This is a genomic window from Leminorella richardii (assembly GCF_900478135.1).
In the GTDB taxonomy this organism is placed as follows: Bacteria; Pseudomonadota; Gammaproteobacteria; order Enterobacterales; family Enterobacteriaceae; genus Leminorella; species Leminorella richardii.
The window spans coordinates 2,629,226-2,655,441 of record NZ_LS483470.1 but is presented as its reverse complement, the minus strand read 5'-3'; the positions used below and the strand labels follow the sequence as shown (position 1 = coordinate 2,655,441).

The window sequence follows — 26,216 nt, the reverse complement described above, 5'->3', positions numbered from 1 at the left end:
CAGGCCGTGCGTTTTTACGATCCAATCCAGACTTTTTATTTAGCGAATGTTGTTATTAGCATCCACTGCGCGGTTGAAGTCGTTGTACATGTATTCAACCCAGGTATTCGGTGATTTACGCGCTTTGCGGTAGTCGCCGATGAAGTTGATAAGCTGGTCGTTAATCGTTTTATAGTAGCTGCTAGGGTTTTTGCCTTCTTCTTCCGCTTTTTTATATTCGGCGATTTGGGCTTCCAGTTTTTCTTCTAGCTGAGCCAGCAGTGCGTTGGCAGCGTCTACTTTCTCTTTATTCTTGAAGTCTTTAGTGGATTTGAACTGGTGTAAGATACCGCGAGCCAGCTCGATGGACTCTTCGCTATATAGCTCTAACAGGCGACCTTCCTGTTTGTAGCGCTCCATGCGCTGTTTCTTCATTTCACTCGCCGCAGCGGAGACGTCTTTGCCAAAGTCGGCATACAGGGCTTTCACGCTGTTGTAAGCAGGGGTGAAGATTTCCATCATTTCCTTACCCTGTGCGCCATTGTCGTCTTCAAACTTTTTCGTTTTGTTGTACTGTTCCAGCTTTTCCCAGACAGGGATGAGCTTGTCCAGCTCGGCAATGAGCTTCTCGGCTTTTTCATCCAGAGCGTCCAGCGTGATTTTGTCTTCTTTCAGAGCCAGCTGCAGGTTTTCCTTGAGGCGAACGTGACCGCGAGAGCTGAAATACAGGAAAGACTCCACGACGCGGTAGTCTTTTTTCTCAATACCCGCTTTGACCTTTTTCTCTTTTTCCGGCCAGCTTGATGTGCCGTCCAGAGGGCCGCTGCCAAAGGCGTTAGTGGCCTTAATATAAAGAGAGGTTTTCTTTGACGTCAGATAGGCTTTTTCCTGATCGTCCATCTTGGGTTCAGCGGGCGTTTGCGCTTCTGGTGCAGAGGCTGGCGACGATGAAGATGAGGAAGAAGTTGGCGCAGTCGGTACGGAAGCCGGTGAAGACTCAGATTTGCTATCGTCACAGCCAGAAAGGGCGGCGGTGCCTAATACTAATAGACTAGCGAGGATCCTTTTTTTCATTACTCAATGTCCTTATCAGTGGGGAAGTTATTCACGCTCGTTTTGTTGTTTTTTATGTTGGAAAAGCAACATAACGTCATTGAATAGATTCAAACGCGTTAAATCGGGTCAATAGTATAATATTGTCACAGAAGGGTAAACTCAATTCCACTTATGATATGAGCGGTTTTATGAAGAGAGGTGTTATTTATTTCTTTGATTTTATTTTATTTTTCTTTTTTAAGGTGTTTTGAAAGAACATGTGAAAGCCATATTCGAATAAAATTAATACTATTTTTTGTAACTGGCTGAGGTGTTTTGTTTTTTTATCGGATTGTGGCAAGCAGAATGTTAATTCTGCGATGCGCATAAATTTAATATTGAGAAATATATTTTTTACACACCTTTAGGTTGCCTAAGGCACGGAACTTACGCAGCAAGCTAAGTGCGAATTTAGTGCATTTGGAAGACGATACTCTGAAACAAGATAAAGCTTCGGTTAACGGCTAGCCCACTGTATCAAATCAAGAGGAATGATCGCTTTATACACGTTCCAAAGAGGGGGAAAACGCTAGAGCGGTAATGGCCTGCTTTGCAGCGTAGCCGATCTCTTCAGCTAGTAAGTCGGCTAAAGGTAAGGTAAGTAGAATTGTGTGTCATCTCATCACCTTTAAAGCGTTTTAAAAATATAGGATTGGCGAGCGCTATAGGCGTTGTTATACTCGGCGTGCGGTAGTTTGGCCGCCAAGTTTATATTTTTTGACGTTGTTTATAGAGGGAGCGTTTAGATAGATGAAGCTTTCAGCTACACAGCCTATAGGCACTGGCCGCCATAGGATGTGTTTTGTTCACCCCAATAACCCGGCTCAGTGTATAAAAATACTGTTTAATAAAGAAAGCGGTGGGGAGAAAGAGGTCAAGCGGGAGCTCGCATACTATCAGCACCTTCAGGCTCGCGGCATTGATTGGAGCGGGCTGCCCAAGTATCTGGGCTCGATTGATACCGATATGGGCGTTGGGCACATCTTTGATTTTATTTGTGATGGAGACGGATCGCCGTCAAAAGCCCTTTCTGACTACCTTGAGAGTGCAAGCAGTGAGGAGATTGCGCCTAAGCTCATTCCCCTGCTGGAAGACCTGAAGGCCTATCTGTTTCGCAACCGCATTGTGACAATGACCATCAAACCCCAGAATATCCTGCTGCGTAAGAATGCATCGGGAGAAAAGCGTTTGATTATTGTGGATAATATCGGTGAAAGCGCGCTAATTCCGCTGGCGACATTTAACGGATTTTTCTACCAGAAAAAGATGGAGCGAGTGTGGAAGCGTTTTATTGAGCGACTGATTCAAAGCGGACAGTCTAAAGATTTGGCGTCGCTGATATCAGCCTGAAATCAGCATCGAGTCGCCTTTTAAAGCCGTTTACCTTTAAAACAGGCTCATTGGCGCTATAGGCAAGTTGTAAGATGCCTATAGCGCTGAATATTAGCCAAGTATTAGACAAGTAAGGGAATGCGCTTTCGCGCTACTTTCTTTGCCCTTTCGACAGCATCCACTGCCACTTTTGTTCCCGGTTCAGTTCTGAAGGGGGAACGCGACCAACCTGTTCCAAACGATCTTCTGCGTCGCTTTCGGCGTTGACGGCATTTTTAATGCGGCTTGAGATCAGCTCATCAATTTTATCAACCTGAATAAGCCGTTGGCACTGGCAGCCTCTACCGGCAAGCTGATTGGGAACGCTTTTGGTTTTACAAACGATTTCATCCACTTCGGAAAGGATATAGGAAACCGTATTGATGGCTTTACAGGTGGTTAGCTCGAAGTGCTCCGCAATCTCAGTGGCGCTAACCCATCGTTTTTGCTGCATAATCCAGCGGGCGACGGAAAGATATAAAGGCTCTTGAACACACTCTCTATACATATTCTCACCTATTTTAATCAGGTCGTTAACTTAATTAACCGAGCGTTGCTGTATTTGTGTGTTTTTGCGTCAAGATAGGGTGAAACAACACGGCCAGCTTTATTTTATCGCATGCGCTACGGATGTCTTTGAATATACCTAATTGCATCACTAATCACCATGAATTTTATGCTATTTTTTTATAAAAAAAGGTATTTCATTTTTATGTTAATACATTGTTCTGATTACGTATCAATAGCGTGATTAAAAATAATTTTTTGACATTATTTCACCATGGATTTTTTTATTTTACCTCTGTGCTTGATGGTATTCAGATTGCTTATTTTTTCAGTTTAAAAATAAGATTAATTCATGGATATTTTTATATTTCCTTTTTTTTCATGATATTAGATTTTTATGTCAGAGATCTCAGTTCGAGATTTAGAGCAGGGTAAAATAACAAGACACACATCAGGAGGGAAAAATGAAGCAGGAAAATAAAGTCAACGTTCTTGAAATGGTTTCAGAGGAAATGCGTAGTGTCTTGCAGTTTCAATTAGAAAATCCGCAGCCATCATCTCTCGATGAACGATATGAAACTCTTCGTCAACGCTATTGTGAAGAGCGAAAGTATTGGAATGAACAGGGGCCGGTAATGTTAAAAACAGAACAGGTTAATGTTGAAACTGATTATGGAGTAATGGCGACAAGAATTTATTATCCGAAGCAGGATAGTAGGGCGACGCTGTTTTATTTACACGGCGGTGGATATATTCTCGGCAGCCTCGATACCCACGATCGTATTATGCGGCTACTGGCTCACTATACCGGCTGCGCGGTTATCGGCATTGACTATACGCTCTCGCCCGAGGCGAAATTTCCCCAGGCGATCGAAGAAACTGTTTCCGCCTGCCAGTTTTTCCACCAGAGAGCCGCTGATTTTAATCTGGATCCTCAGCGGATCGGCTTTGCCGGTGATTCAGCCGGTGCGATGTTAGCGATGGCAACTGCGCTATGGTTGCGCGACCATAAGATCGACTGCGGAAACGTCACTGCCGTTTTACTCTACTATGGATTGTTTGGCCTGAGGGATTCCGCCACTCGCCGACTGTACGGCGGATCCTGGGACGGGCTGACAGCAAAGGATCTTCAGGAGTACGAAGACGCCTACTTAGCCAACGAGCGGGATCGTGAATCTCCTTATTACTGCCTGTTTAATAACGATTTAACGCGTGACGTGCCGCCCTGCTTTATTCTTGGTTCGGAATTCGATCCGCTGATTGACGACAGTCGAGCCCTGTATCAGACCTTACAGACTCACGGTCAGCCGTGCCGCTATCAGATCGCATCGGGTACGCTTCACGCCTTTTTACACTATTCAAGAATGATGGACGCTGCGGATCGTGCACTTCGCGACGGCGCTGAATATTTCTGTCAGCATCTCTAAATATATAAAGCGGGCGTCAACGACGCCCGCTTAAAACCGATGTTTAACACAGCTTGATTTTGCTGGTTTGTTCTAGCGTTAGTCCACGGGTTTCTGGTGCAAGGATAATGGAAACGATCAATCCGAACAGAGAAATTCCTGCGCCAACCAGCATTGTTGCGGAAATACCGTTCTGCTGCATAAACAGCGGTAAAGCGTAGGTCGACACAACAGTGCCTATCCGACTTAGAGACATAGCTGCTCCCACCGCTGAAGCTCGGATCGCGGTGGGAAACAGCTCGTTAGGATAGAGCCACTGTAGAATACCGGGGCCACCGGAAAAGAAAGCGTATAGCGCAAAAGCGCTGACGATAAGAAAGATGCCCGGTTCTGGAACAAAGCCTAAAACGGCCAGCGCCATTGTCATCATGGCAAAGCTGCCGATAAGCAGAGGCCGTCGACCTACGCTGTTCAGCCAGTACATGGCGGGCAGGCAGCCAATCATAAAAAATACGCTGATAACAACGTTGCCCAGCACAGCCTCTTTGCCTTCATTCAGCCCTAAGAGTGCGATAATCTGAGGGCCGAAAGTGTAGATCGCGAACATGGGGATCACCTGACAGGTCCAGATAACCGCAACAAACAGGATGGAAGTGAAGTGGCGGCGCGTAAAGATCTGGCTGTATCGGGTTTCCTGAACGTCCTCTTCTTCAAACGTGACCGGCTGCCCGAACAGTTTGATCATCAATTCCTGACACTCTTTAACTCGCCCTTTGCGGAGCAGCCATCGAGGAGATTCCGGCAGGTCAAATCGCCCAAGCAGAATAATAACGCAGGGGATCACCGCGCTGCCGAGCATCCAGCGCCAGCCGTTTTCCACGTCGTAGAGAAGATAGCCGACCAAGTCCGCCGCCGTTGCACCGATATACCACATGGCGGCAATAAAGCCCATGGTAAACGCCCGCTGGCTGGTGCTGGAGAATTCGGCGATCATCGAGGTGGCAATAGGGTAGTCGGCGCCGATAACGATGCCGATAAGAAACCGCAGCAGCACAAGCTCCAGCGGAGAAGAGACAAACATCGTCGCAGCGGAGATAACGCCAATGGCGACAATGTCTATCAGGAACATTAAGCGTCGGCCGACAAGGTCCGCTACGTAGCCGAACAGAGACGTCCCGATAAATAGCCCAACCAGCGTGGCTGCGCCAACGAGGCCAATCCAGTTGGCGTCTAGCTGCAGAGCGGGTTTTAACTGCTCCAGGGCAATGCCGATAATGACTAAAACGTAGCCGTCAAGAAAGGGGCCACCGCTGCCCCAAAGCATTATCTTGCGGTGAACCGGCGAAAAACTGATATCGTCAAATCGTTTATTCTGTTGCATAAGTAGTAGGCCATCTTGCGGCACCTCCCCGTCATAACGGGTAACCGGAGGGCTCTCGTTGTTGTACTCGTTACCCTTCAAGTCGTGGCGCTATCGGTATGAATGTCTCCTGAAAGCGACGTTAAACAGGGCAGAGGCGGAAACAACCGACTCTGCCGCTGCAGCATTAGCCGTATCGATACTCCACGCCGAAGGTACCGCGTGGGTAAACCCACTCTTCCAGCACCGAGCTGCGGCACAGAATGCGACAGGTGCCGCATTCCAGGCAGCCGGCGTAGTCAAAACGGATGCCGCCATCCTCTAACTGTTTATACAGACCGGCAGGGCAGGCCAGCGTCAACAGACGAAACGCCGCCATATCCGGATGTTCGCGAATCACGATGTGCGGATGGCCTTCGTCCACGTGAAACTTGTTAACGCCCAGCTTGACGTCAACGTTGACTGGCTCACTCATAGCGCGGTCGCTCCTTTTATGCCGTCTTTAAGCAGGTTCATGTAGCCCACCTCTTTGCAGCGGCGCATAATTTTTTTACGCATAGGCTGTGGAGGCTGACCGTCAACGGTAAACAGATCCGCCATAATGCCCGCCACCATTTGTGGATAGAGGGTAAACATGCGCGGGTTGTCCATCATGGCGGGGACTTTGCGGTAGTGGCGCAGATCCTTCATGACCGACAGGTTTTCAAGCTGCTGTAGATAACCGCCCAGACCCTGAGCGCTGAAGTCGTTCTTCTCTTTTGCTTCTAACACAGCCCGAGCAGCAGCTTCTCCAGAGGCAATAGCCAAATCCATTCCGCGTATGGTAAATCCGAGGTTCAAACACATGCCCGCAGCGTCACCGGCGATCAGCACGCCGTCGCCAACCAGCCTGGGCTGCATGTTGATACCCGCTTCTGGCACCACGTGCGCGGCATATTCAATGGTCTTTCCGCCAGCGATAAGCGGCCGAACGGCAGGGTGATGTTTAAAGTCTTCCAACAGTTGGGGAACAGATTTTTTGGCATGTTCGATATGGTGTAGGCCGTATACGACGCCGAGGGACAGGGTTTCTCCATTGGTATACAGAAAGCCGCCCCCCATTTGGCCGTCAGACGGCGTGCCGGCAAACAGCCAGGCCGCGCCTTCGTTGCCTTCCAGACCAAAGCGGGCTTCCAGCAGCTCGCGGGGCAGTTCAATCAGTTCCTTCACGCCGACGGCGACAGATGCCGATGACACCGGCTGCGCCATGCCGATCTGCTCAGCCAGTATGGCGTTGACCCCTTCAGCCAGAATGACGGTATTGGCTTCCAGCACGTCTCCGTCTGCCTCTACGCCAACGACTTTGCCGTCGCGCTGAATCAGCTTGTCGACTCGAATACCGGGAACAAACTGAGCGCCAGCCGCTTCTGCCTGCTCCATTAGCCAAGGGTCGAACTTAGCGCGAAGCACAGAGTAAGAGTCCTGTGGCGGCATTGCGTCACGGCTATTGTGATAGTCGAGGGTAACGGCGCTGTCGTCCGTCAGAAACGAGATTTTTTCTCGAGTGATGCGTCGCTCAATCGGTGCCTGCTCGGCAAATCCAGGAATAAGTCGCTCCAGGCTGTGGCCGTACAGCCGACCGCCGGTCACGTTTTTTGCCCCTGCATAGTTACCGCGCTCTATCACCAAAACGTTGGCGCCTTCGCGCGCTAGCACCAGAGCGGCCGTCGCGCCCGCTAGCCCTGCGCCGACGATAATGGTGTCAAATACATCTTCAGACATAGTGTCTCCAGCGAGAAGGGCGGAGCCGGTGCGGGCTCCGCCGTGTCGTTAACGTTTTAATGCGTCGGTCAGGGCGGGCACAATCTTCAACAGATCGCCGACAATGCCATAGTCTGCGTACTGGAAGATGGGCGCGTTCTTATCCTTGTTGATAGCCATAATGGTTTGCGCACCGTTGGCGCCGACCATGTGCTGGATCTGTCCAGAAATGCCAAGGGCAAGATACAGCTCTGGCTTAAGCATGATGCCGGAGATGCCGACATAGCGTTCCCGCTCCATCCACTTTTCGTTTTCCGCTACCGGACGGGAGCAGCCAAGCTCCGCTCCAATCGCGCTGCTGAAGGCTTCTGCAATAGCGATGTTCTCTTTGTTGCCAATGCCGCGGCCGATGCTGACCACCAGACGGGCTTTGCCTAAGTCGACGCTTTCACCCTGTTTGGCGCTGCGAGAAACGCAAACGATAGGGTTGGCTGGCTCAACGAACGTTAGCGAGCTTGCGCTGCCGCTAAGAGAGGCATTTTCTTCAGCTGGGGCAAAAACGCCGCTGCTTAGGGTGACGACCGCATAGGCAGTAGTGATTTGCTCTTTACCGAAGGCTAAACCGCCGTACACCATATGGGTGGCGACCGGATGGCCTTCTTCGCAGACAAGCTCTGCGGCATCGTTGATAACGCCTGCTTGCAGACGAGCGCCGAGGCGAGCTGCCAGCGCTTTTCCGCGACGCGTTGCGGGCAATATCACCAATGCGGAAGGGCTGTGCTCTTTAATAGCGCGCACTAGCGTATCCGCGTAGTCCTCAATAATGCGATCGCTTGGAATTGCTCCCAGCTGGTGGGCAGCACAGGCACCCAGGCGAAAAGCCTGCGTGGACTGCGCGTCGCTGACGGTGACAGCCTGAATGCTTTCGCCCAGCGCCAGAGCGCCGCCCATCATTTCTGGCAGGCGGGAGGCGTCGTCGCTAAATACCCAAACGGTTGAAAACTTACTCATGATGACCTCCATTAGCCGATAACTTTACGCAGATGTTCTGCAAACTCGGCGATTTGCTCTTCGCCGTCCCCTTCGATAATCACCCGGCCGCGCGCTTTCTGCTGTGGAGCCTGCACGCTAAGCATTGCCGTGTAAGAGGCCACGCCACCGAGGCCTAAATCAGCCGGCTTCCAAGCCTGAACGGGCTTTTTGGCCGCGCCGAGAATCGCCTTCATGGAAGGGATTTGCGGATCGTTAATATCGGTGGAGACGGAAATGACCGCCGGCAGCTTGAGCGTCAGGGTTTCGACTTCGTCTTCCAGCGTGCGCTCTACCTGCACCTGACCGTCGGAGAGGCCGATGATGCGGCTAACGCCGTTAATGGCCGCTACGTTCAACGCTTCACCGAGCAGCAGCCCAACCTGCTGTGCATACAGATCCGCTGAGCCGTCGCCGCACAGGATGAGATCAAAACCGGTTTTTTGCGCTGCTGCCGCCAGCACGGTTGCGGTTTGATGAGGAAGGAGGTTTTCCAGCCCTGCGTCAGATACCACAATCAGTTCATCCGGACCGCGAGACAGTACGTCTTTGCGGCCTTTAGGATTTGCTAGCGCTTCGCCACCCACGCTCATGGCGACAATATGGACATCGTCATTCTGCTGTTTTAAGGCACTGGCTGCTTCAATCGCGTTAAGGTCAAACTGGCTGATTTTGGCATCCGCCTTACTGAGGTTCAGAGAGCCATCACCGTTAACGGTAATATCCTGCTCCTCGGGGATGAGCTTATAGCATGCAATAATTTTCATCACTTCTCCGATAGGCAATATAATTTTCAATATTGTGAAACAACTCCCAAATAAGGAAGTAAGTACACAATGAGAACAAATCAAAATGACGGTTTTATTCAAAACCGTTTATAAAGTTCGGGATAGTCGTTCATAAATAAAACTATTCGACGGGTCATCAGATTAATAATTTCTACTTATCCACATCCTCTTTAGGGAATCATTTTGACGGCAATAGAAATACCATGATTCCCCCTGTCAAAGTAATACCTAGATCACCAATATTGAAAGAGTCACTCGGCAAACTAGACGTCTTACTCATAATGAGGTATCAATTTAACTTATTGATATATTTTAATTAATTGACGGTTTTTTGACTAAATTCTCACGAGGTAGCGGTGAAAGCCCACATCGACAGGAAGGATAACTTGATTAAGATCACGGATTATTACGGTCTTAAATTCCATTATAAGTTCCGTATTAATCAGCCGCGTTGTCTCCACGTTAAGGGATATATTTGGAATTGATAATCTCAATCTAAAATGTGGCACTTTATTACTTCTATATTTTGTTTTTATAAAAAGTCCTATCGGCGTTGGAGTGTGCCTATCTATATAAGGTGAGGCAAAAGGCGCTTGTTTAAAAACTATACCCTCAGGTTGTCATTGCGAGGAAAGTATTTCCATGAGGCTGAGACATCAATGAAGAGTGAAACAGAAGCAGGTAAACAGAAAAAAAGCGGGATAGAGCCAAAGGTCTTTTTTCCTCCGCTTATTATCGTTGGAATACTTTGTTGGTTGACTGTCCGCGATCTGGATGCAGCCAATGAAGTGATTAACGCGGTCTTCAGCTACGTGACGAGCGTTTGGGGATGGGCGTTTGAATGGTACATGGTCGTGATGTTCTTCGGCTGGTTTTGGCTTATCTTCGGCCCCTATGCCAGAAAGCGTTTGGGTGATGAAGCGCCGGAGTTTAGTACCGCCAGCTGGATTTTCATGATGTTCGCATCATGTACATCCGCAGCAGTGCTGTTTTGGGGATCGATTGAGATTTACTACTACGTCTCTAGCCCGCCGTTTGCACTGGAGCCCAATTCGCTTGCCGCGAAAGAGATGGGGCTGGCCTACAGCCTGCTGCACTGGGGGCCACTGCCGTGGGCAACATACAGCTTCCTGTCTGTTGCGTTTGCCTACTTTTTCTTTGTGCGCAAAATGGAAGTTATCCGCCCCAGCTCTACGCTAGAGCCTCTGGTGGGTAAAAAGCACGTCAATGGCCTGTTTGGCACCATTATTGACAACTTTTATCTTGTTGCGCTGATTTTCGCCATGGGTACTAGCCTTGGTCTAGCAACACCGCTGGTTACGGAGTGTATTCAATTCCTGTTTGGCATACCGCATACCCTACAGCTGGACGCCATCATCATTACCTGTTGGATCATTCTTAATGCTATCTGCGTAGCCTGTGGTTTGCAGAAGGGTGTGAAGATCGCCAGTGATGTGCGGAGCTATCTAAGCTTCCTGATGCTGGGCTGGGTGTGCATCGTGGGCGGCGCCAGCTTTATGGTCAACTACTTCACCGACTCGGTGGGTACGCTGCTGACCTATTTACCGCGCATGCTGTTTTATACCGACCCCATCGGCAAAAGCGGGTTCCCGCAGGGTTGGACCGTCTTTTACTGGGCATGGTGGGTAATTTACGCCATCCAGATGAGTATCTTCCTCGCCCGAATTTCTAAAGGACGCACCGTACGTGAGCTGTGCCTGGGAATGGTCGCAGGCCTGACCGCCGGTACGTGGCTGTTGTGGACGATCCTCGGCAGTAACACGCTGCTGCTGATGGATAAAAACGTCATCAATATTCCGAACCTTATCGAACAGTACGGCGTTGCGCGCGCCATCATTGAAACTTGGGCCGCCTTGCCGATGCGTACTGCAACGATCTGGGGCTTCTTTATCCTGTGCTTTATCGCCACGGTCACTCTCATTAACGCCTGTTCCTATACCTTGGCGATGTCTACCTGCCGCGCGGTGCGCGATGGTGAAGAGCCACCGCTGCTGGTGCGCATTGGCTGGTCCGTTTTGGTTGGGGTGATCGGCATTGTTCTGCTGGCGCTGGGTGGGCTTAAGCCGATCCAGACCGCGATTATCGCCGGCGGTTGTCCGCTTTTCTTCGTCAACATTATGGTCACGCTCTCCTTTATCAAGGATGCCAAGAAGAATTGGAAAGACTGATTGTTTTTACTGTGAATTTGAACATTTAAAGAGGTTAAAAGTATGGATTTTAGATTAAGTGATGAACAGGAGCTGTTTGTTGCCGGTATTCGCGACCTGATGGCGCAGGAAAACTGGGAAGCCTACTTCGCCGAGTGCGATCGCAACAGTGAATACCCTGAGCGCTTTGTTAAAGCGCTGGCTGATATGGGCATCGACAGCCTGCTGCTGCCGGAAGAGCACGGCGGCCTTGACGCCGGTTTCGTCACCGTGGCTGCCGTTTGGGCGGAACTTGGCCGACTGGGCGCGCCGACCTACGTGCTGTATCAACTGCCGGGCGGCTTTAATACCGTCTTGCGTGAAGGTACGCAAGAGCAGATCGACAAGATCATGGCGTTTCAGGGCACCGGTAAGCAGATGTGGAACTCGGCGATCACTGAGCCCGGAGCGGGTTCCGACGTCGGCAGCCTGCAGACCAACTACACCCGTAAGAACGGCAAAGTCTATCTCACTGGCAGCAAGTGCTTTATCACCAGCAGCGCCTATACCCCCTATCTGGTGGTGATGGCTCGCGACAGCGCCTCGCCGGACAAGCCGATTTACTCCGAGTGGTTTGTCGATATGAGCAAGCCAGGCATCAAAGTGTCCAAGCTGGAAAAGCTGGGTCTGCGCATGGACAGCTGCTGTGAAGTGGTATTTGACAACGTCGAGCTGGAAGAGAAAGACATGTTCGGCCGTGAAGGCAACGGCTTTAACCGCGTGAAAGAAGAGTTTGACCACGAGCGTTTCCTAGTGGCGTTGACCAACTACGGCACTGCCTACTGCGCTTATGAAGACGCCGCTCGCTATGCCAACCAGCGCGTGCAGTTTGGCGAAGCCATTGGCCGCTTCCAGCTGATCCAAGAGAAGTTCGCCCATATGGCCATCAAGCTGAACTCCATGAAGAACATGCTGTTTGAAGCAGCGTGGAAGAGCGACAACGGCCTGATGACCTCCGGCGACGCCGCTATGTGTAAGTACTTCTGCGCCAACGCGGCGTTTGAAGTTGTGGACACGGCCATGCAGGTACTGGGCGGCGTCGGTATCGCCGGTGACCACCGCATTACTCGCTTCTGGCGCGACCTGCGCGTTGACCGCGTTTCCGGTGGTTCTGACGAAATGCAGATTCTGACGCTGGGCCGTGCAGAGCTGAAGAAGTATCGCTAACGGTTAGGCAAGGTAGGGCGCCAGCCAGCCTCGCCAGCGGCGCCCTGAATAATGATTTTTAGAAAGAAGGTAATGCGTATGTCAGAACGGCTATCCATGCCCAAGTTTGGCCCGCTCTCCGGGCTCAGGGTGGTTTTTTCCGGTATTGAAATCGCAGGTCCGTTTGCCGGACAGATGTTTGCCGAGTGGGGCGCTGAGGTTATCTGGATTGAGAACGTCGCCTACGGCGATACAATCCGTGTTCAGCCCAACTATCCACAACTTTCACGGCGTAACCTGCACGCGCTGTCGTTGAACATCTTTAAAGACGAAGGGCGGGAAGCCTTTTTAAAACTGATGGAAACGACGGATATCTTCATTGAGGCCAGTAAAGGGCCAGCTTTTGCCCGTCGCGGCATTACTGACGAGCTTCTTTGGCAGCACAATAAAAAGCTGGTGATTGCTCACCTCTCCGGTTTTGGCCAGTACGGCACAGAGGAATACACCAATCTGGCGGCCTACAACACCATTGCGCAGGCCTTCAGTGGCTACCTGATCCAGAACGGCGACAAAGATCAGCCGATGCCCGCATTCCCTTATACCGCCGATTATTTTTCAGGAATGACGGTAACCACAGCCACGCTTGCCGCGCTGCATAAGGTGAAAGAGACGGGGGTTGGCGAAAGCATAGACGTCGCCATGTATGAAGTCATGCTGCGTATGGGGCAGTACTTCATGATGGACTATTTCAACGGTGGCGAAGTTTGCCCGCGCATGACTAAGGGTAAAGATCCCTACTATACCGGCTGTGGCCTGTACAAGTGCAAAGACGGCTACATCGTTATGGAATTAGTGGGCGTTAACCAGATCCGCGAAACCTTTAAAGATATGGGCATTGAGCACCTGTGGGGAACGCCGGAAATTCCCGACAGCACGCAGCTGATCCACCGCATTGAGTGTCCGTTCGGGCAGCTGGTGGAAGACAAGCTGGACGAGTATCTAGCCGGGAAATCTATCGCCGAAGTGCTGGCGCGCTTTGCTGAGCTGAAGGTCGCTTCTACTAAAGTGCTGACGATCCCGGAACTGGAAGGCAACCCGCAGTACGTTGCGCGTGAGTCAATCACCACTTGGAAAACCATGGACGGGCGCGACTGCAAAGGGCCTAACGTGATGCCTAAGTTTAAGAATAACCCTGGTCAAATTTGGCGCGGTATGCCAACGCTTGGTATGGATACAGCTGCTATTTTGACAAACATTGGTTACAGTGACACACAAATTGAGGCGCTGGCGGCTAAAGGGTTAGCCAAGCTTGGAAAATAACAGCGGTTGCAGTGATAACCGGGCAGCGGTTTACCGCCGCTGCTCGGCTTTCATCAGCACAGCAACGGTGCGAAGAGCGGATACGCAATGGATATAATTGGTGGGCAGAATTTACGTCAGATGTGGGACGACCTGGCCGAGCTGCACGGCGACAAAACGGCGCTGATTGTAGAGAACCTGCAGGGGCTGGCGTCGGAGTACAGCTACCGTGAGCTTAACGAAGAGATTAACCGCACGGCGAACCTTTTCTATGGGCTAGGGGTGGCTAAGGGCGATCGGGTCGCGCTGCATCTGAATAACTGTGCGGAGTTCATTTTTTGCTGGTTTGGTCTGGCTAAAATCGGTGCTGTTATGGTGCCGGTGAACGCTAACCTGCTTAAGGCAGAAAGTGAATACATCGTTCGCATGTGCCACGCGTCCATCGTTGTGACGTCCAGCGAGTTTGTCGCTATCTATGAAGACATTCGGCAGGAGAACGATTCACCTCTGCGGCAGGTGATTCTCATCGACGGTGTCGCTGATGCTGTCAACGCGCTGGATTTCCACAGTCTAAAGCGTGAGCAGCCTGCCCATTTAGTTCAAAAAGTAGCGCTAAGCGTGGAGGACACGGCAGAAATTCTGTTTACCTCAGGTACCACCTCAAGCCCCAAAGGGGTAGTGATCACTCACTACAATCTGCGGTTTGCCGGCTACTACACCTCTTGGCAGTGCGCGCTACGTCAGGACGACGTGTATATGACGCCAATGCCGGCGTTTCATATCGACTGCCAGTGCACCGCCGCCATGGCGGCTTTCTCCGCTGGAGCAACCTTTGTTTTGCTGGAGAAGTTCAGCGCCCGGGCGTTTTGGTCGCAGGTGTGTAAATACCGCGCCACGGTGACTGAATGTATTCCGCTGATGATTAAAACCCTGATGATGCAGCCCAAAATGCCGTGGGAAAGGCAGCACTGCCTGCGCGATGTGCTGTTCTACCTCAATCTTTCCGAGCAGGAAAAGGACGCGTTTATACGGCGCTTTGGCGTCAGGCTGCTGACCTCTTACGGCATGACGGAAACTATCGTCGGCGCTATCGGTGATAGGCCCGGTGACAAGCGCCGCTGGCCGTCGATCGGGCGCGTTGGAATGGGATACGCCGCGCAAATCAGAGATCAAAAGGGCAATGTGCTGCCAGCGGGAGAGACCGGCGAAATTTGCCTTAAGGGCGTGCCGGGGAAGACGCTGTTTAAAGAGTACTACAACATGCCAGCGGAGACCGCCAAAGCTCTGGATGCTGATGGTTGGCTGCACACCGGCGACTATGGCTATGTGGACGATGAAGGCTTTTTCTACTTCGTTGAGCGCAGCTGCAACATGATCAAGCGCAGCGGTGAAAACATCTCCTGCGTGGAGCTGGAAAACATAATTTCTACCCACCCGAAAGTGATGGACGTGGCGGTGATTGGCCTAAAGGATTCCATCAGGGATGAAGCCATTAAGGCGTTTATTGTTCTGAACGAAGGGGAAACCATGAGTGAAGAGGAATTTTTTGCCTTTTGTGAAAGCCGCATGGCCAAGTTTAAAGTGCCTTCGTTTTTAGAAATCAGAAAGAGTTTACCGAGAAGCTGTTCCGGAAAAGTGATCAAAAAAGGGCTGCACTGAGTCGGAGAGAGAAACTGCTGAATGTGCTTTTCCGCACCGCAATATGAACGGTGCGGCGGCCTTCTGCACCCTGCTTTCACTTGGCGGCACTGTCTTATTCTTTTTATCTGTTTTTATATGGAGTATGAATATGAGCGAATCATTACACGTCACCCGCTGCGGTGGGATTCTGGAAATTGTGTTAGACCGCCCTAAGGCAAACGCCATTGATGCAAAAACCAGCTTTGAAATGGGTGAAGCCTTTATCGCATTTCGCGATGACCCAACTCTGCGCGTTGCTATTATTACCGGCGCTGGCGAGCGATTTTTCTCTGCGGGTTGGGATCTTAAGGCGGCGGCGGAAGGGGAAGCTCCCGACGCTGACTTCGGCGCCGGCGGGTTTGCCGGCCTGACGGAACTGTTTGATTTGGACAAGCCGGTGATTGCCGCTGTAAACGGTTATGCCTTTGGCGGAGGCTTTGAGCTGGCGCTGGCGGCAGACATGATTATCTGCTCCAGCAACGCCAGCTTTGCCGTGCCGGAAAGCAAGCTGGGGATCGTTCCTGACAGCGGCGGAATGCTGCGTTTACCCAAGCTGATTCCCCCAACCATTGCCAATGAAATGATGATGACTGGCCGCAGAATGGACGCAGAAGAAGCGCTGCGCTGGGGGATTGTGAACCGCGTAGTTGAAAGCGAGCGGCTGATGGATGAAGCCCGCGAGCTGGCTAACCAGCTGTGCCAGAGTGCACCGCTGGCGATTGCTGCCATCAAGGAAATTTTCCGTGAAACCAGCGAACTGTCAGTGGAAGAGGGCTATCGCCATATCCGCAGCGGCAAGCTGAAAAACTACCCGTCAGTTTTGCATTCAGAAGATGCTCTGGAAGGCCCAGCGGCGTTTGCTGAGAAGCGTGAGCCGGTGTGGAAGGGGCGTTGATCTAATAATCAGCCTGTTTCTAGAGCAAAGCCTGCGTGAGTCATTACGCAGGCTTTTTTTTATTGAATGGAACAACAAATAAATTCAGATAAATATCTTAGGGTTATTGATGACTACATCTATTTAGTTAGCATGCTATTAAGAAAAATATTTTATTTTTTGATGTGGTTGTTGATAAAATAGTTAGTGAAAATTACTTCTTGATACTGTTTTTTTAATTTCAGCAACACCTTTAATTTTATCAATAAATTGTTGATTAATGCGTTTATTATCAATAAATTACATTTTTTCTTGTGATTGTAACAATTGAAATGATTGTAAAGTTTTATTATTACTGTACTTAAAGCGTGTCTCTAATGTAGAATAGTTCATGTAGGTTATTATGTCTGCCAGGGATAAAGGTGAACCGCTTTGAAAAAACACGGAAAGTTTCAAAAAAACTCTTTTAGAAAGAATCTGCTTTTGGTTGCCATGCTTCCTGCACTGGCATCTTTTTCTGTGTCTGCGGATTCTTACTGGACCAACTCTACCGGTAATAACCAGTTTTTAGACGTCAATAACTGGGATACTCTCAGCCCTCCTTCGCTCAGCGCTGGTGATATCTACCTGCTCGATAGCGGCGGTCAGTTCGTTAACTTCGATCTTAACAATACCTATCCGAACTTTGAGTATGGGGATGGTTCGATGTATATCGGCCGCGGAGCGGGTAACGATGCCCGGCTACAGCTCACCCACACGGATACGGGAACGGGTTATCCAAACTATGCCTATCTGGGTGGCAATGCTGTCATTGGCAGTGAAGGCGCGTCGGGAGCGCTAGAATACCGTCATGGCGACGCCAGCAGCGGCGCTTCTTCCAATATTGACTTTATGTCGTTGACGATAGGTTCAGGCCTCAACAGCCAAGGCTCTGTGTCTCTGTTTGGCACCGGGAAAGCTGTGACTGAACAGTATATGTCCTATTACGCCGTTCAGGCCGATAGGCTTCAGGTGGGCGTTGACGGCGGTAAAGGAAGTCTCAGTGTCGACGGTAGTAACATGTCTATCGATAAAGGCGCATGGGCAAATCCTACCGACTTTGCCTTTTCTTTAGGCAACGGAACCAACAGCCAAGGTTCAATGAACGTACTGTCCGGCGGTAAAGTGGTTATCTCGCCTTCAATGGGGGGGGGATACTTACACTGGACCTTCAGCCGCTATCGGCTTGAATCAGGGGGAGCGGCGCGCTGACTATCTCTGGTTCAATGACCAGAGACGGGGCGATAAATCCAAGCCGCGTTTACTTTGGGCAGGGGCTGAGCGTTGGGCAGGGTGTAGGCAGTATCGGCAGCGTGCTGGTGAGTGACGGTGGGCGGTTGGCAACGATGGGGGCATCTGGCGATCTTAACGCGACAGGCGCCTACGTAGGCGTTAACGGCGGAAGCGGCTCTGTCACGGTATCCGGCGAGGGCAGTGAATGGATCGTCTCGGGCAGCTCTTCAACGTCTGGCGACTACTATAACCGAGTGGGGAACCTGTCCATCGGTGAAAGCGGTACAGGCAGTTTGACGCTGGCTAACGGTGGTCGGGTGTCCATTGGCTGGATAAACTATGGTTATCAATACGATCCCGATACCAACGCGTCATATCACGACCCCGTTTTCGACAGCACTCAGCTGGGCGACCTGCTTCTCGGCAATCAGGCTGACGGCGTTGGCACGCTGAACATCGGCGGTGCGGAAAATGCAGCACCGCAGGCAGCGGGCGTCGTTGAGGCTAACAGTATCATCATGGGTGCAGGTGATGGCAATCTGGTGTTTAACCACACTGACAGCAGCGGCCAGTACCGCTTTGACCTTGACGTTATCAGCAGCGCGCCGGGGCAGGGCACTATCAAACAGGTTAGCGGCGTTACCGTTTTTGACACTGACCGCAGCGCCTTTACCGGGAAAACTCTGATTAGCGGCGGCACGCTGGAAGTAAATAACGTGCTGGGCGGTACCGTTACCGTCTCTGGTAGCGGCACATTGGCCGGTGTAGGCACTGTTGGAGCGACTACCGTCAATCGCGGCGGCGCTATCTCTCCCGGTGCGTTTAATACCGTCGACCCACAGGTGCTGACCGTAGCTGGCGACCTGACCATGGCTCCGGGGGCGATTTACGTCGCCAACCTGACGACGGATTTGGACTATACCTCCGTTAACGCCGAGGGTGAGACGGTTAACAATTACCACTCAGACCTGATTCAAGTGGACGGCATGGCCACGCTGGGCGGTGCGAACGTGCTTGCCGTAGCGGGAGGCGATACCCTGCTTTACGTTCCCGAAAGCCGCTGGCATATCCTCAGCGCGACGGGGGGCGTTAGCGGTGAGTTTGGCGCGCTGACGGCTCGACCCTACGTTGATATGGGCTACGAGTACGATGCGAATAACGCCTATCTGGTCGTGACTCGTAACGATCAGGACATCTGCATGGACGGCATGACCACCAACGAGTGTAACGTAGGCGGCGGCATCGACGAAGAGGACGATAACGACGTTACCGACGAGATTATCTCCCAGCCGGACAAAGAGTCAGCCAAAGACGCGCTGAATCAGCTGTCCGGTGAGATCCACGCCTCAGCAAAAGCGGCCATGCTGGAAGACAGCCGCTTCCTGCGCGAAGCGGTTAACAACCGCCTGCGGGATCCTGCTGTTGGAAACGGTGCCTGGGGGCATATTTATACCTCTTGGGGCACGTTCGACAGCAGCGAGAATGCGGCACAGATGAAGCGGGACATTGCGGGCGTTATTCTGGGTGTAGACAAGTCTCTGAACGAGACGTGGACGCTGGGGATCGCGGGGGGATACGGCAAGGCAAATATTCGCGTGTCTGACCGCAACTCTTCAGCGGATCGCTACGACTATCACGCCAGCGCCTATACTAAAGGTCAGTGGGGTAACTTCAATCTGCATACTGGCGTAGGCTATACGTGGCACGATATTTCTACTGAGCGACATGTTCAACTGCAGAAGCTGAAGGATAATCCAAAAGCTGACTATAACGGTTCTACAGCGCAGGTGTTTACCGAAGGGCGCTATCTGTTTGAGATGGAGAACGGCCTTAAGCTTGAGCCGTACGTTGGCGCGGCCTACGTGCACGTGGAAACTGACGGTTTTACTGAGCGCGGTGGTAAAGCCAGACTGCACGGCGCAGCCGAGAGTATGGACATGTTCTTTACCACACTGGGTCTGCGCGCTTCTCAGGACTATGCGTTGGACAACGGCCAAAGCGTGAACGTTTGGGGCAATCTGGGCTGGCGCCATGCCTATAACGACGTGACGCCAACGGCAAAGATGAACCTTATCGGCGCAAACCGCTTTGAGGTTATCGGTACCTCTATCAGCAGAGACGTAGCAGTGCTGGAAGTGGGCACCGAAATCCGAGCGACATCGTCTGTGGATATCGGCGTGATGTACAACGGCAATATCGGTAACAACACGCAGGATCACGGCGGGAAGGTCTACTTTAACTGGCGTTTCTGATAGTCTGTAAACGTGTTGCAAAGCCTATCCGCGACGTTAAATTTAACGTCGCGGATATTTTGCATTATAGCGATGAATAAAATGGGAAAATCCTATGACTCAGCAGGCATCCAATCTGGCAGGTGTGCCGATTTTTATTGAAACCAACGGATTTCTATTACGAAGCCTAACGCCGAGCGACGTGTCGGCTTCCTTTCTGACATGGATGAACAGCCCTGAAATGATGGAGGGGCTCAACCTGCCGCCTCTCAACCTTTCTCCTCAGCAAATGGCAGAGTATGTCGCTCGCTTTGATAACAAACACAACTACTTTATCGGCATCTTTGACAAGCAAAACGGTAACCGTCTGGTGGGCTTTTATACCATCGACGTTAATCTGAATCACAAAGTTGGCAATATTACCGCAGGCGTGGGTGAGCCGGGCTATTCGGGGAAAGCGGTACTGTGGGCGACAATTGACGCCCTGTTGGATCACTTTTATCTCTATCGCGATCTGTACAAAATGGTGGCGCGGATCCTGGCGAAAAATCGACGCATGCTTTTCTGCTTTGTGAAGAATCCCCGCTTTGTGCTGGAAGCTACCCTGAAAGATGAGTGCCTTGCGCCAAGTGGTGAGCGGGTCGATATCCTGATTTTTTCCTCTTTTCGGTCTGAATAAGGGGATCTAGGGCTATGCCAAACGCGCTGACCATGACACCGACGTTAAACAGTATTCCTATCCGTCACGGCGATTTTCACACCACCACCGAGGCGTTGTCCTATGCGGCCAGCGGCGAGGCGGGGTTTAACTTTTTCAATGCATCCGGCCAGTTAACGGCGGTGCTTGACTATAGGCGGTTGAAGCTGGAATCCATGCGGGCTGCGCTGTACTTAAAACAACAGGGCTTTCCTCGCTACGATCGGCTGGCACTGATAGCAGAAACCACGCCGGAATTTTTGATCCTGTTCTTTGCCTGTCAGTATGCGGGGTTGATCCCTTGTCCAGTAGCGTTTAGCCTGAACCCCGGCGGCATGGTGGCCTACACGGAGAAGCTTAATCTGCTGCTCGATAGCGCTGACGCAAAAGGGGTGCTGTGCTCTCGCAATATTGCCGACGCGATTGGCTCGCGCCTCTCTCGGCCTCTGATTGTGAGTGAAAACATACTGGCCCGGGCATCCTCCCTTCACCAGCCGCTAGAGTCGGAACTCTCTCCTTTGAGCCCGGAAGATCCGGCCTATATCCAGTTTTCCTCGGGTTCAACGACACACCCGAAGGGGGTGCTGCTCAATCAGCGGCATCTGGAAACCAATATTCATGCCGTGTTGAAATACGGTATGAAGCTGCGGCACGAAGACCGCTCGTTTAACTGGCTACCGTTTCATCACAATATGGGGCTGGTGGGCTTTATATTGGCTTCGGTATACGGTCAGCGCTCGGTAGACTGCTTGAGCGCGGAACACTTTGTGCAAAATCCGCTGATCTGGCTGAAACTGATGAGTCAGCATAAAACCGCCATTACCTTTTCCCCTGCCTTTGGCTATCAGCTGGCGATGAAGGCCTATGCTGAAAGTCAGGACAAACCCAGTCTTGACCTCTCTTCACTGCGCGTGGCCGGTATTGGCGGCGACGCTATAAGCGCTGAGATGCTGGCGATGTTTTCTGCCTGTTTCGCACCGTCTGGATTTCAGGAAAAGGCGTTCCTGCCGTGCTATGGTCTGACAGAGACCACGCTAGCAGTAACAGCATCGGATCTGGACACACCCGCTGCGGTAGATACCCCAGACGACGCGCCGGAGAAAGCGATTGTTTCCTGCGGCAGAGTGCTGCCCGGTTTTGACATTAAGATTACCGAAGCGGAAGGGGGCGAACGCCTTCCCGAGCGTATGGTTGGTCAAATCTGGGTGAAAGGCCCCAGCGTAGTGACGGGCTATATTGATGACAGTGAGAGCATCATTTTCGATCGGGACGATTTTATGTATACCGGCGATCTCGGCTATATGTCGCAGGGGCTTTTGTATATCAGCGGCCGAGAAAAGGACGTGATTATCGTTCGCGGCCGAAACCTGTGGGCTCAGGACGTGGAGTGGATGCTACAGCAGGCTGCCCCACAGTTAGCCGCGGGCAGCGTGGCGGCTATCGGCCTGAACGACGCTCAGCAGGAGCGACTGGCGGCACTGGTTTCTATTCCGTCGACAGTGGCTCAGGATCTGTCGGCTCTACGTCATCTGGTGCAGTCGATGAAGAGTGCGATAGCGCGGGCAACAGGGATTGATGCAGAAATTATTTTCATTGCCGAACGCCTGCCGCTGACCTCTTCCGGCAAGATGGCTCGCGCTCAGGCGAAAAGCGCCTATTTGGCCAATCAATTTACGGTTATCCATAACGATGAGGAGTCGCTCTGAGATGGACTATTTACAGCAAAGCAAAACGATTCTGTCCAACTGCCTGTCGGTTCCTGTCGATCGCATTGAGGCGGATAGCACTCTGGAACAGCTTAAGCCGGGCCTGGATAGCGTCACCTTCGCCAGCATGATGATGGAAGTGGAGCGCCTGTTGAAAAAAGAGGTTCCCGCAGCTCAGTGGCTGGATTTAGAAACGGCTGCCGATCTGGCGGCAATTCTGGAAAGAAACTGGCAGGAGTAAGGTTAAGTAAGGTTAGGCAAACAGGCGACTCATCATCGCTTGGTGGCTTTTAAGAGCGTGTAATAAAAAATCCCTTTCATCATGAAAGGGATTTTTTTATGACAGAACCCGCAGGGTTTAACCTGCGGGCCATAAGCTATCAGAACGAGAAGCGGTAGCCGCCGTTCACCTGACGCTGGTCAAACTTGCTGCCGGTTGAGCTGTCCAGATCGAGGTACAGCACGTGTTGCTTGCTCAACTGGGCGCTGACGCCAACGCCGTTGTTCCACCAGTTGCCCTTGAAGGTGTGCTTTTCCTTCGAACCGTTCAGGCGATAGTCGACGTCGCCGTCAAACTCTCTGACCATGCCGGTTTTCAGGTAGACATTGACCTTATTGTCACCAGCGGACATTTCGTAGCCGAACAGCGCAGAGGCGCGGCCGGTCATGGAGCGGTAGCTGTCTAGGTCAACTTTCAGGCCGTTGGACGCGGTGAGGGAAGTCGAATCCTGATGACCATAGGTAAACTGCGCCTGTGGTTCAAGATAGAATCCCTGACCGGCGGTGCCGAAAGAGAACTTCTGACCGGATTCCAGCGAGAAGCTCAGGCCGCTAGAGCTGCCGCTGCCGTCGACGGTCGCGTTTTGGCTGTCCTTGACGTTGAAGCTGTTCTTCACGCGGGAGTACTTGGCCACCGCATCCAGATAGAAGCCGCTGTCAGCCATATAGGTACCGTAGATACCGGCATTGCTGGACTTCGCCGTACCGTCGCCAGAGCGGTAGTCCGGGCTCGCGTGGGTTTGACCCAGGAAAGCACCGATAAACAGCGGCATATCCGCAGAAATGCGCTTGTCGGCACCGATTTGCATACCGCTGTAGCTCATGTCAAAGCTGCTGAGCTTGCCGCTGGAGAAGGAGTCAAACTTACCGGCAAAGCCGCGCAGCCACATGTCACCACGCTCGCCGTTCTGGCGCAGGTCGCCCATGCGCTGAAGCAGGGTTTGGTTTTCTGCGTAGTTCATCAGGTAACCAATGTTCAGGAAGTTGGCGCCCGCGTCGGCGGTGGTGGTAATTTCAGGGCCTGGGTTAGGCGTGCCGGGATCGGGGTTGCCCGGATTCGGCGGAGTAACAGGCTTAGGCGCACCGTACAGCTCCCAGTCGTTGCCGTTCTGGCGCACATCGTACAGGTAGCCGCCGAGTTCCACTTTGCTGGTCATGGCGAATTGTGCAGCACCGTCGCTGGTTTCAACCACGGTCAGCACTTCGGTACCGTTGGTTTGCGCAGAGCCGTTGTTGAGAACGTTTAGAATATGATTACCGGCAGAGGTGCCGGTCACGCGCAGCAGGTCACCCTGATTGTTGCCCGCGCCGTCGCCGACGATGTCAGTGCGCATCACGAAGGTTGTTGAACCGCTCAGATCCTGAACCGACAGCGTGCCGTAAGGGGCGGCGGTAGTTTGATACTTCACGGTGCCGCTGCCGTTCAGCACGTCGACATACGAATCGTTGCTCATATTCCAGACTGCGCCGGTCTGCATGGCAACGTTGATTTTCCCCGGAGTATAACCCGCAGGCAGAGACGTTACGTTGACGCTATAGTTATCCATCATGCTGGTAACGTTAGAGCCCGCGTGAAGGTTAAGGTCGACAACGCCTGTGTTGATAGCCTCAATGTTGCCTTCAATAGTGGATTTTCCGTCTACCTTTACCGTACCCATCACCGCTTCAATGGCGTTATAGGCGCCACCGCTGGTATTGCGGGAGACGATGCTGCTGTCGCCGTTAATGGTAATGATGCCGCCTTCCTGCTCTGCTGAAACGGCAGTGCCGTTGCTGGTGGCTACGTCGAGTCCGTTATTAAACAGGATAAAGCTGCCGGCGCTAGGGTTGGCTCCTGAAAGCTGCTGTATATTCACGCCCGTTGAGGCGGTTCCCTGCATGTCTACCGTTACTTTCCCGTTAAAAGTCAGATCGGCGCCAAGTTCGGCCGGGTTATTGCCTATTTGAGCGACGATCCCGTAGCTGTCATTTCCCGTTGAGGTAATGCTGACTTCGTCGGCAAAAGTGGCTGAACCGCCGTTACTGCTAGTGGTGTAGGCCATAATGCCGATAAAGCTGTTGGCGGAGGTGCTGGTATTGCGGATATCCACTTTTTTATTAAATTGAGCAAGGCCGCTGTTAATAATATAAATTCCGCGACCGTCTTTAATATCAAGGTTTATATCACTATTGGATGTCAATCCGCCTGCTCCAACGCGTATACCTGTTGACGAGTTATAGTTTCCGGTAGCGGTTGACTTTATCGTCAGAGTGCTCGCGGCATTAATATCAATATGATTCGTCGTAGAGTCTAGTCCTGCACCAGAGGTGATATTAATGACTGGGCTATTGGCTACGATATTCAATGCGTCCGCGGAGGAGTTTTTGCCCGCAGAGGGAAAGTCTGCATCCCCGAGCGTTGTGAGCGCGTTAGCGCTAAACGATGCGGCCAGTCCTAGACTGGCAAGAAGTAAAAAGCGGTTTGAGAGCGTGTAGTTCTTCAAAATAAAGTCCTTTTTAATGGTGTAAAAAAGCAACGCTTATTCTATCAGCAACTCCTTTATTTTTCTAATAAATAAGATATCACACCGTTATTATATGGCTTATTATAATTGAAGTTACTTTTTTATTGATTGTTATTGATTGTTATTGATGTTCGATGAGATTCAATTTATCCCTTCTATTTCAACTTATTCGGAACTCTGCTGTTATTAAGCCAGCTCACGCAGGGTAAGCAATAGCCCTGAGGCAAATAGAAGCCAAACCAGCAGCCGACGAAACTGGTTATCGGTGAGCCGCCGAAAGACCGCCATGCCTATTTGTGAAAAGATCAGCGTGGCGGGAAGCGCAATAGCCATGAGGAGCAGGGTTTCTCCCGTGTAGTAGCCATTCCAGGCAAAGAGGGCAACAGCAATGCCTAAAATCAGGACGTTATAGGGGCGAAGAACAGCGCTGGTTTCATTCTTTGTCCACGGCTGCATGGCGCACCACATAGTAGGCAGGACGCCGGAAAGGGACGCCGCGCCGCCAAGCACACCACCGGAAAATCCGATTAGCGCATCAATCACCGGTTTGGGGCGGTCTAGCTGAGGGAGCGATTTACGAAAGGTGAAAAACACGCCGTAAAGCAGCATAAATCCGGCAATGGTGAGTTTTAAGACGGTAGCGCTTATGCTGCTTAACGCGAGGGTGCCGAGAGGCAGACCAATCAGCGCGGGTAACAGAAATCGCGGCAGTCGTCTTGCTCCCTGAACCAAGTCGCGGCGAACCAGCCACAGGCACTGAACTCCGCTGGCGACGGACATCGCCGCCACAATGGCGACGGCCTGCCAGGGCGGCAGCACCTGTAGCCAGATCCCCAATGACAGTAGCGCAGTGCCGAAACCGGCCAAGCCGTTGATAAAGCCGCCAGCGGCGGCGCCTGCGAGTAAGAACAGAATCAGCTCGAGTGACACGTGATATCACCTATATGGTTTTTTAAGACATAGTGCGCTCAGCGCGGCGGTGGCGGAGCTCCCGCTGGACGACCCTCGAGTGAGCTGCGGTTGTATTCTGTTAAAAGAAACAAAAG

General features: G+C 51.7%; 21 protein-coding genes. 12 read left to right on the top strand and 9 right to left on the bottom strand.

The features are described 5' to 3' along the window. Nucleotides 1-39: 39 nt before the first annotated feature. Nucleotides 40-1,053, bottom strand: coding sequence for a DUF3829 domain-containing protein (locus tag DQM29_RS12210; RefSeq protein ID WP_111740947.1), 1,014 nt, complete (start codon nt 1,051-1,053; stop codon nt 40-42). Nucleotides 1,054-1,824: 771 nt separating this feature from the next. On the opposite strand from DQM29_RS12210, the gene yrbL reads away from it, so the two are divergent. Further along, complete coding sequence (yrbL, locus tag DQM29_RS12205) at nt 1,825-2,424, top strand: PhoP regulatory network protein YrbL (RefSeq protein ID WP_111740946.1); 600 nt, start codon at nt 1,825-1,827, stop codon at nt 2,422-2,424. 133 nt (nt 2,425-2,557) lie between these two features. Here yrbL and caiF read toward each other — a convergent pair whose 3' ends face one another. Continuing rightward, nucleotides 2,558-2,953 (bottom strand): carnitine metabolism transcriptional regulator CaiF, encoded by a 396-nt coding sequence (gene caiF / locus DQM29_RS12200; RefSeq protein WP_111740945.1) that lies wholly within the window; start codon nt 2,951-2,953, stop codon nt 2,558-2,560. Between the two features lie 463 nt (nt 2,954-3,416). Between caiF and aes the strand changes: the two genes are divergently transcribed. Next, on the top strand, nt 3,417-4,379 hold the full coding sequence (gene aes / locus DQM29_RS12195) for an acetyl esterase (protein ID WP_111740944.1): 963 nt from the start codon (nt 3,417-3,419) through the stop codon (nt 4,377-4,379). Between the two features lie 43 nt (nt 4,380-4,422). On the opposite strand, the gene DQM29_RS12190 is transcribed toward aes, so the two are convergent. The 5 genes from DQM29_RS12190 to DQM29_RS12170 form a co-directional block, all read right to left on the bottom strand. Beyond that, a complete protein-coding gene (locus DQM29_RS12190; RefSeq protein ID WP_111742083.1) occupies nt 4,423-5,739 on the bottom strand; it encodes an MFS transporter in 1,317 nt (438 codons plus the stop codon). Nucleotides 5,740-5,905: 166 nt separating this feature from the next. Further along, nucleotides 5,906-6,193: a ferredoxin family protein gene (locus DQM29_RS12185; RefSeq protein ID WP_111740943.1), complete on the bottom strand. Its 288-nt coding sequence runs from the start codon at nt 6,191-6,193 to the stop codon at nt 5,906-5,908. Next, nucleotides 6,190-7,479: an FAD-dependent oxidoreductase FixC gene (gene fixC, locus DQM29_RS12180; RefSeq protein WP_111740942.1), complete on the bottom strand. Its 1,290-nt coding sequence runs from the start codon at nt 7,477-7,479 to the stop codon at nt 6,190-6,192. The genes DQM29_RS12185 and fixC overlap by 4 nt, the downstream gene beginning before the upstream one ends. Before the next feature lie 48 nt (nt 7,480-7,527). Then, on the bottom strand, nt 7,528-8,469 hold the full coding sequence (locus tag DQM29_RS12175) for an FAD-binding protein (RefSeq protein ID WP_111740941.1): 942 nt from the start codon (nt 8,467-8,469) through the stop codon (nt 7,528-7,530). 11 nt (nt 8,470-8,480) lie between these two features. Beyond that, entirely contained in the window at nt 8,481-9,254 is a 774-nt protein-coding gene (locus DQM29_RS12170) for an electron transfer flavoprotein (protein WP_111740940.1), read from the bottom strand. Nucleotides 9,255-9,934: 680 nt separating this feature from the next. Between DQM29_RS12170 and caiT the strand changes: the two genes are divergently transcribed. From caiT to DQM29_RS12120, 10 genes are all read left to right on the top strand, one after another. Further along, on the top strand, nt 9,935-11,464 hold the full coding sequence (gene caiT, locus DQM29_RS12165) for an L-carnitine/gamma-butyrobetaine antiporter (protein WP_111740939.1): 1,530 nt from the start codon (nt 9,935-9,937) through the stop codon (nt 11,462-11,464). Between the two features lie 42 nt (nt 11,465-11,506). Further along, nucleotides 11,507-12,649, top strand: coding sequence for a crotonobetainyl-CoA dehydrogenase (gene caiA / locus DQM29_RS12160; protein WP_111740938.1), 1,143 nt, complete (start codon nt 11,507-11,509; stop codon nt 12,647-12,649). Nucleotides 12,650-12,727: 78 nt separating this feature from the next. Further along, nucleotides 12,728-13,948, top strand: coding sequence for an L-carnitine CoA-transferase (gene caiB, locus DQM29_RS12155; RefSeq protein WP_111740937.1), 1,221 nt, complete (start codon nt 12,728-12,730; stop codon nt 13,946-13,948). 87 nt (nt 13,949-14,035) lie between these two features. Beyond that, nucleotides 14,036-15,586 carry a crotonobetaine/carnitine-CoA ligase gene (caiC, locus tag DQM29_RS12150; protein ID WP_111740936.1) on the top strand — a complete coding sequence of 517 codons (1,551 nt, stop codon included), beginning with the start codon at nt 14,036-14,038 and terminating at the stop codon, nt 15,584-15,586. Nucleotides 15,587-15,716: 130 nt separating this feature from the next. Further along, nucleotides 15,717-16,502: a crotonobetainyl-CoA hydratase gene (gene caiD, locus DQM29_RS12145; RefSeq protein WP_111740935.1), complete on the top strand. Its 786-nt coding sequence runs from the start codon at nt 15,717-15,719 to the stop codon at nt 16,500-16,502. Between the two features lie 411 nt (nt 16,503-16,913). Further along, the gene (locus tag DQM29_RS12140; RefSeq protein ID WP_111740934.1) at nt 16,914-17,732 is read left to right on the top strand and encodes a hypothetical protein; all 819 of its coding nucleotides are present in this window, start codon (nt 16,914-16,916) and stop codon (nt 17,730-17,732) included. Nucleotides 17,733-17,746: 14 nt separating this feature from the next. After that, nucleotides 17,747-20,005 carry an autotransporter outer membrane beta-barrel domain-containing protein gene (locus tag DQM29_RS12135; protein ID WP_111740933.1) on the top strand — a complete coding sequence of 753 codons (2,259 nt, stop codon included), beginning with the start codon at nt 17,747-17,749 and terminating at the stop codon, nt 20,003-20,005. A 94-nt stretch (nt 20,006-20,099) separates the two neighbouring features. Continuing rightward, nucleotides 20,100-20,663, top strand: a complete 564-nt coding sequence (locus tag DQM29_RS12130; protein ID WP_111740932.1) for a GNAT family N-acetyltransferase — start codon at nt 20,100-20,102, stop codon at nt 20,661-20,663. 14 nt (nt 20,664-20,677) lie between these two features. Continuing rightward, nucleotides 20,678-22,387 (top strand): AMP-binding protein, encoded by a 1,710-nt coding sequence (locus DQM29_RS12125; protein ID WP_111740931.1) that lies wholly within the window; start codon nt 20,678-20,680, stop codon nt 22,385-22,387. A gap of 1 nt (nt 22,388) precedes the next feature. After that, nucleotides 22,389-22,628, top strand: coding sequence for an acyl carrier protein (locus DQM29_RS12120; RefSeq protein ID WP_170126527.1), 240 nt, complete (start codon nt 22,389-22,391; stop codon nt 22,626-22,628). A 139-nt stretch (nt 22,629-22,767) separates the two neighbouring features. On the opposite strand, the gene DQM29_RS12115 is transcribed toward DQM29_RS12120, so the two are convergent. Both DQM29_RS12115 and DQM29_RS12110 read right to left on the bottom strand, forming a co-directional pair. Next, nucleotides 22,768-25,149 carry an autotransporter outer membrane beta-barrel domain-containing protein gene (locus DQM29_RS12115; RefSeq protein WP_145960367.1) on the bottom strand — a complete coding sequence of 794 codons (2,382 nt, stop codon included), beginning with the start codon at nt 25,147-25,149 and terminating at the stop codon, nt 22,768-22,770. Between the two features lie 207 nt (nt 25,150-25,356). Further along, entirely contained in the window at nt 25,357-26,100 is a 744-nt protein-coding gene (locus tag DQM29_RS12110) for a sulfite exporter TauE/SafE family protein (protein WP_111740928.1), read from the bottom strand. Nucleotides 26,101-26,216: the final 116 nt, after the last annotated feature.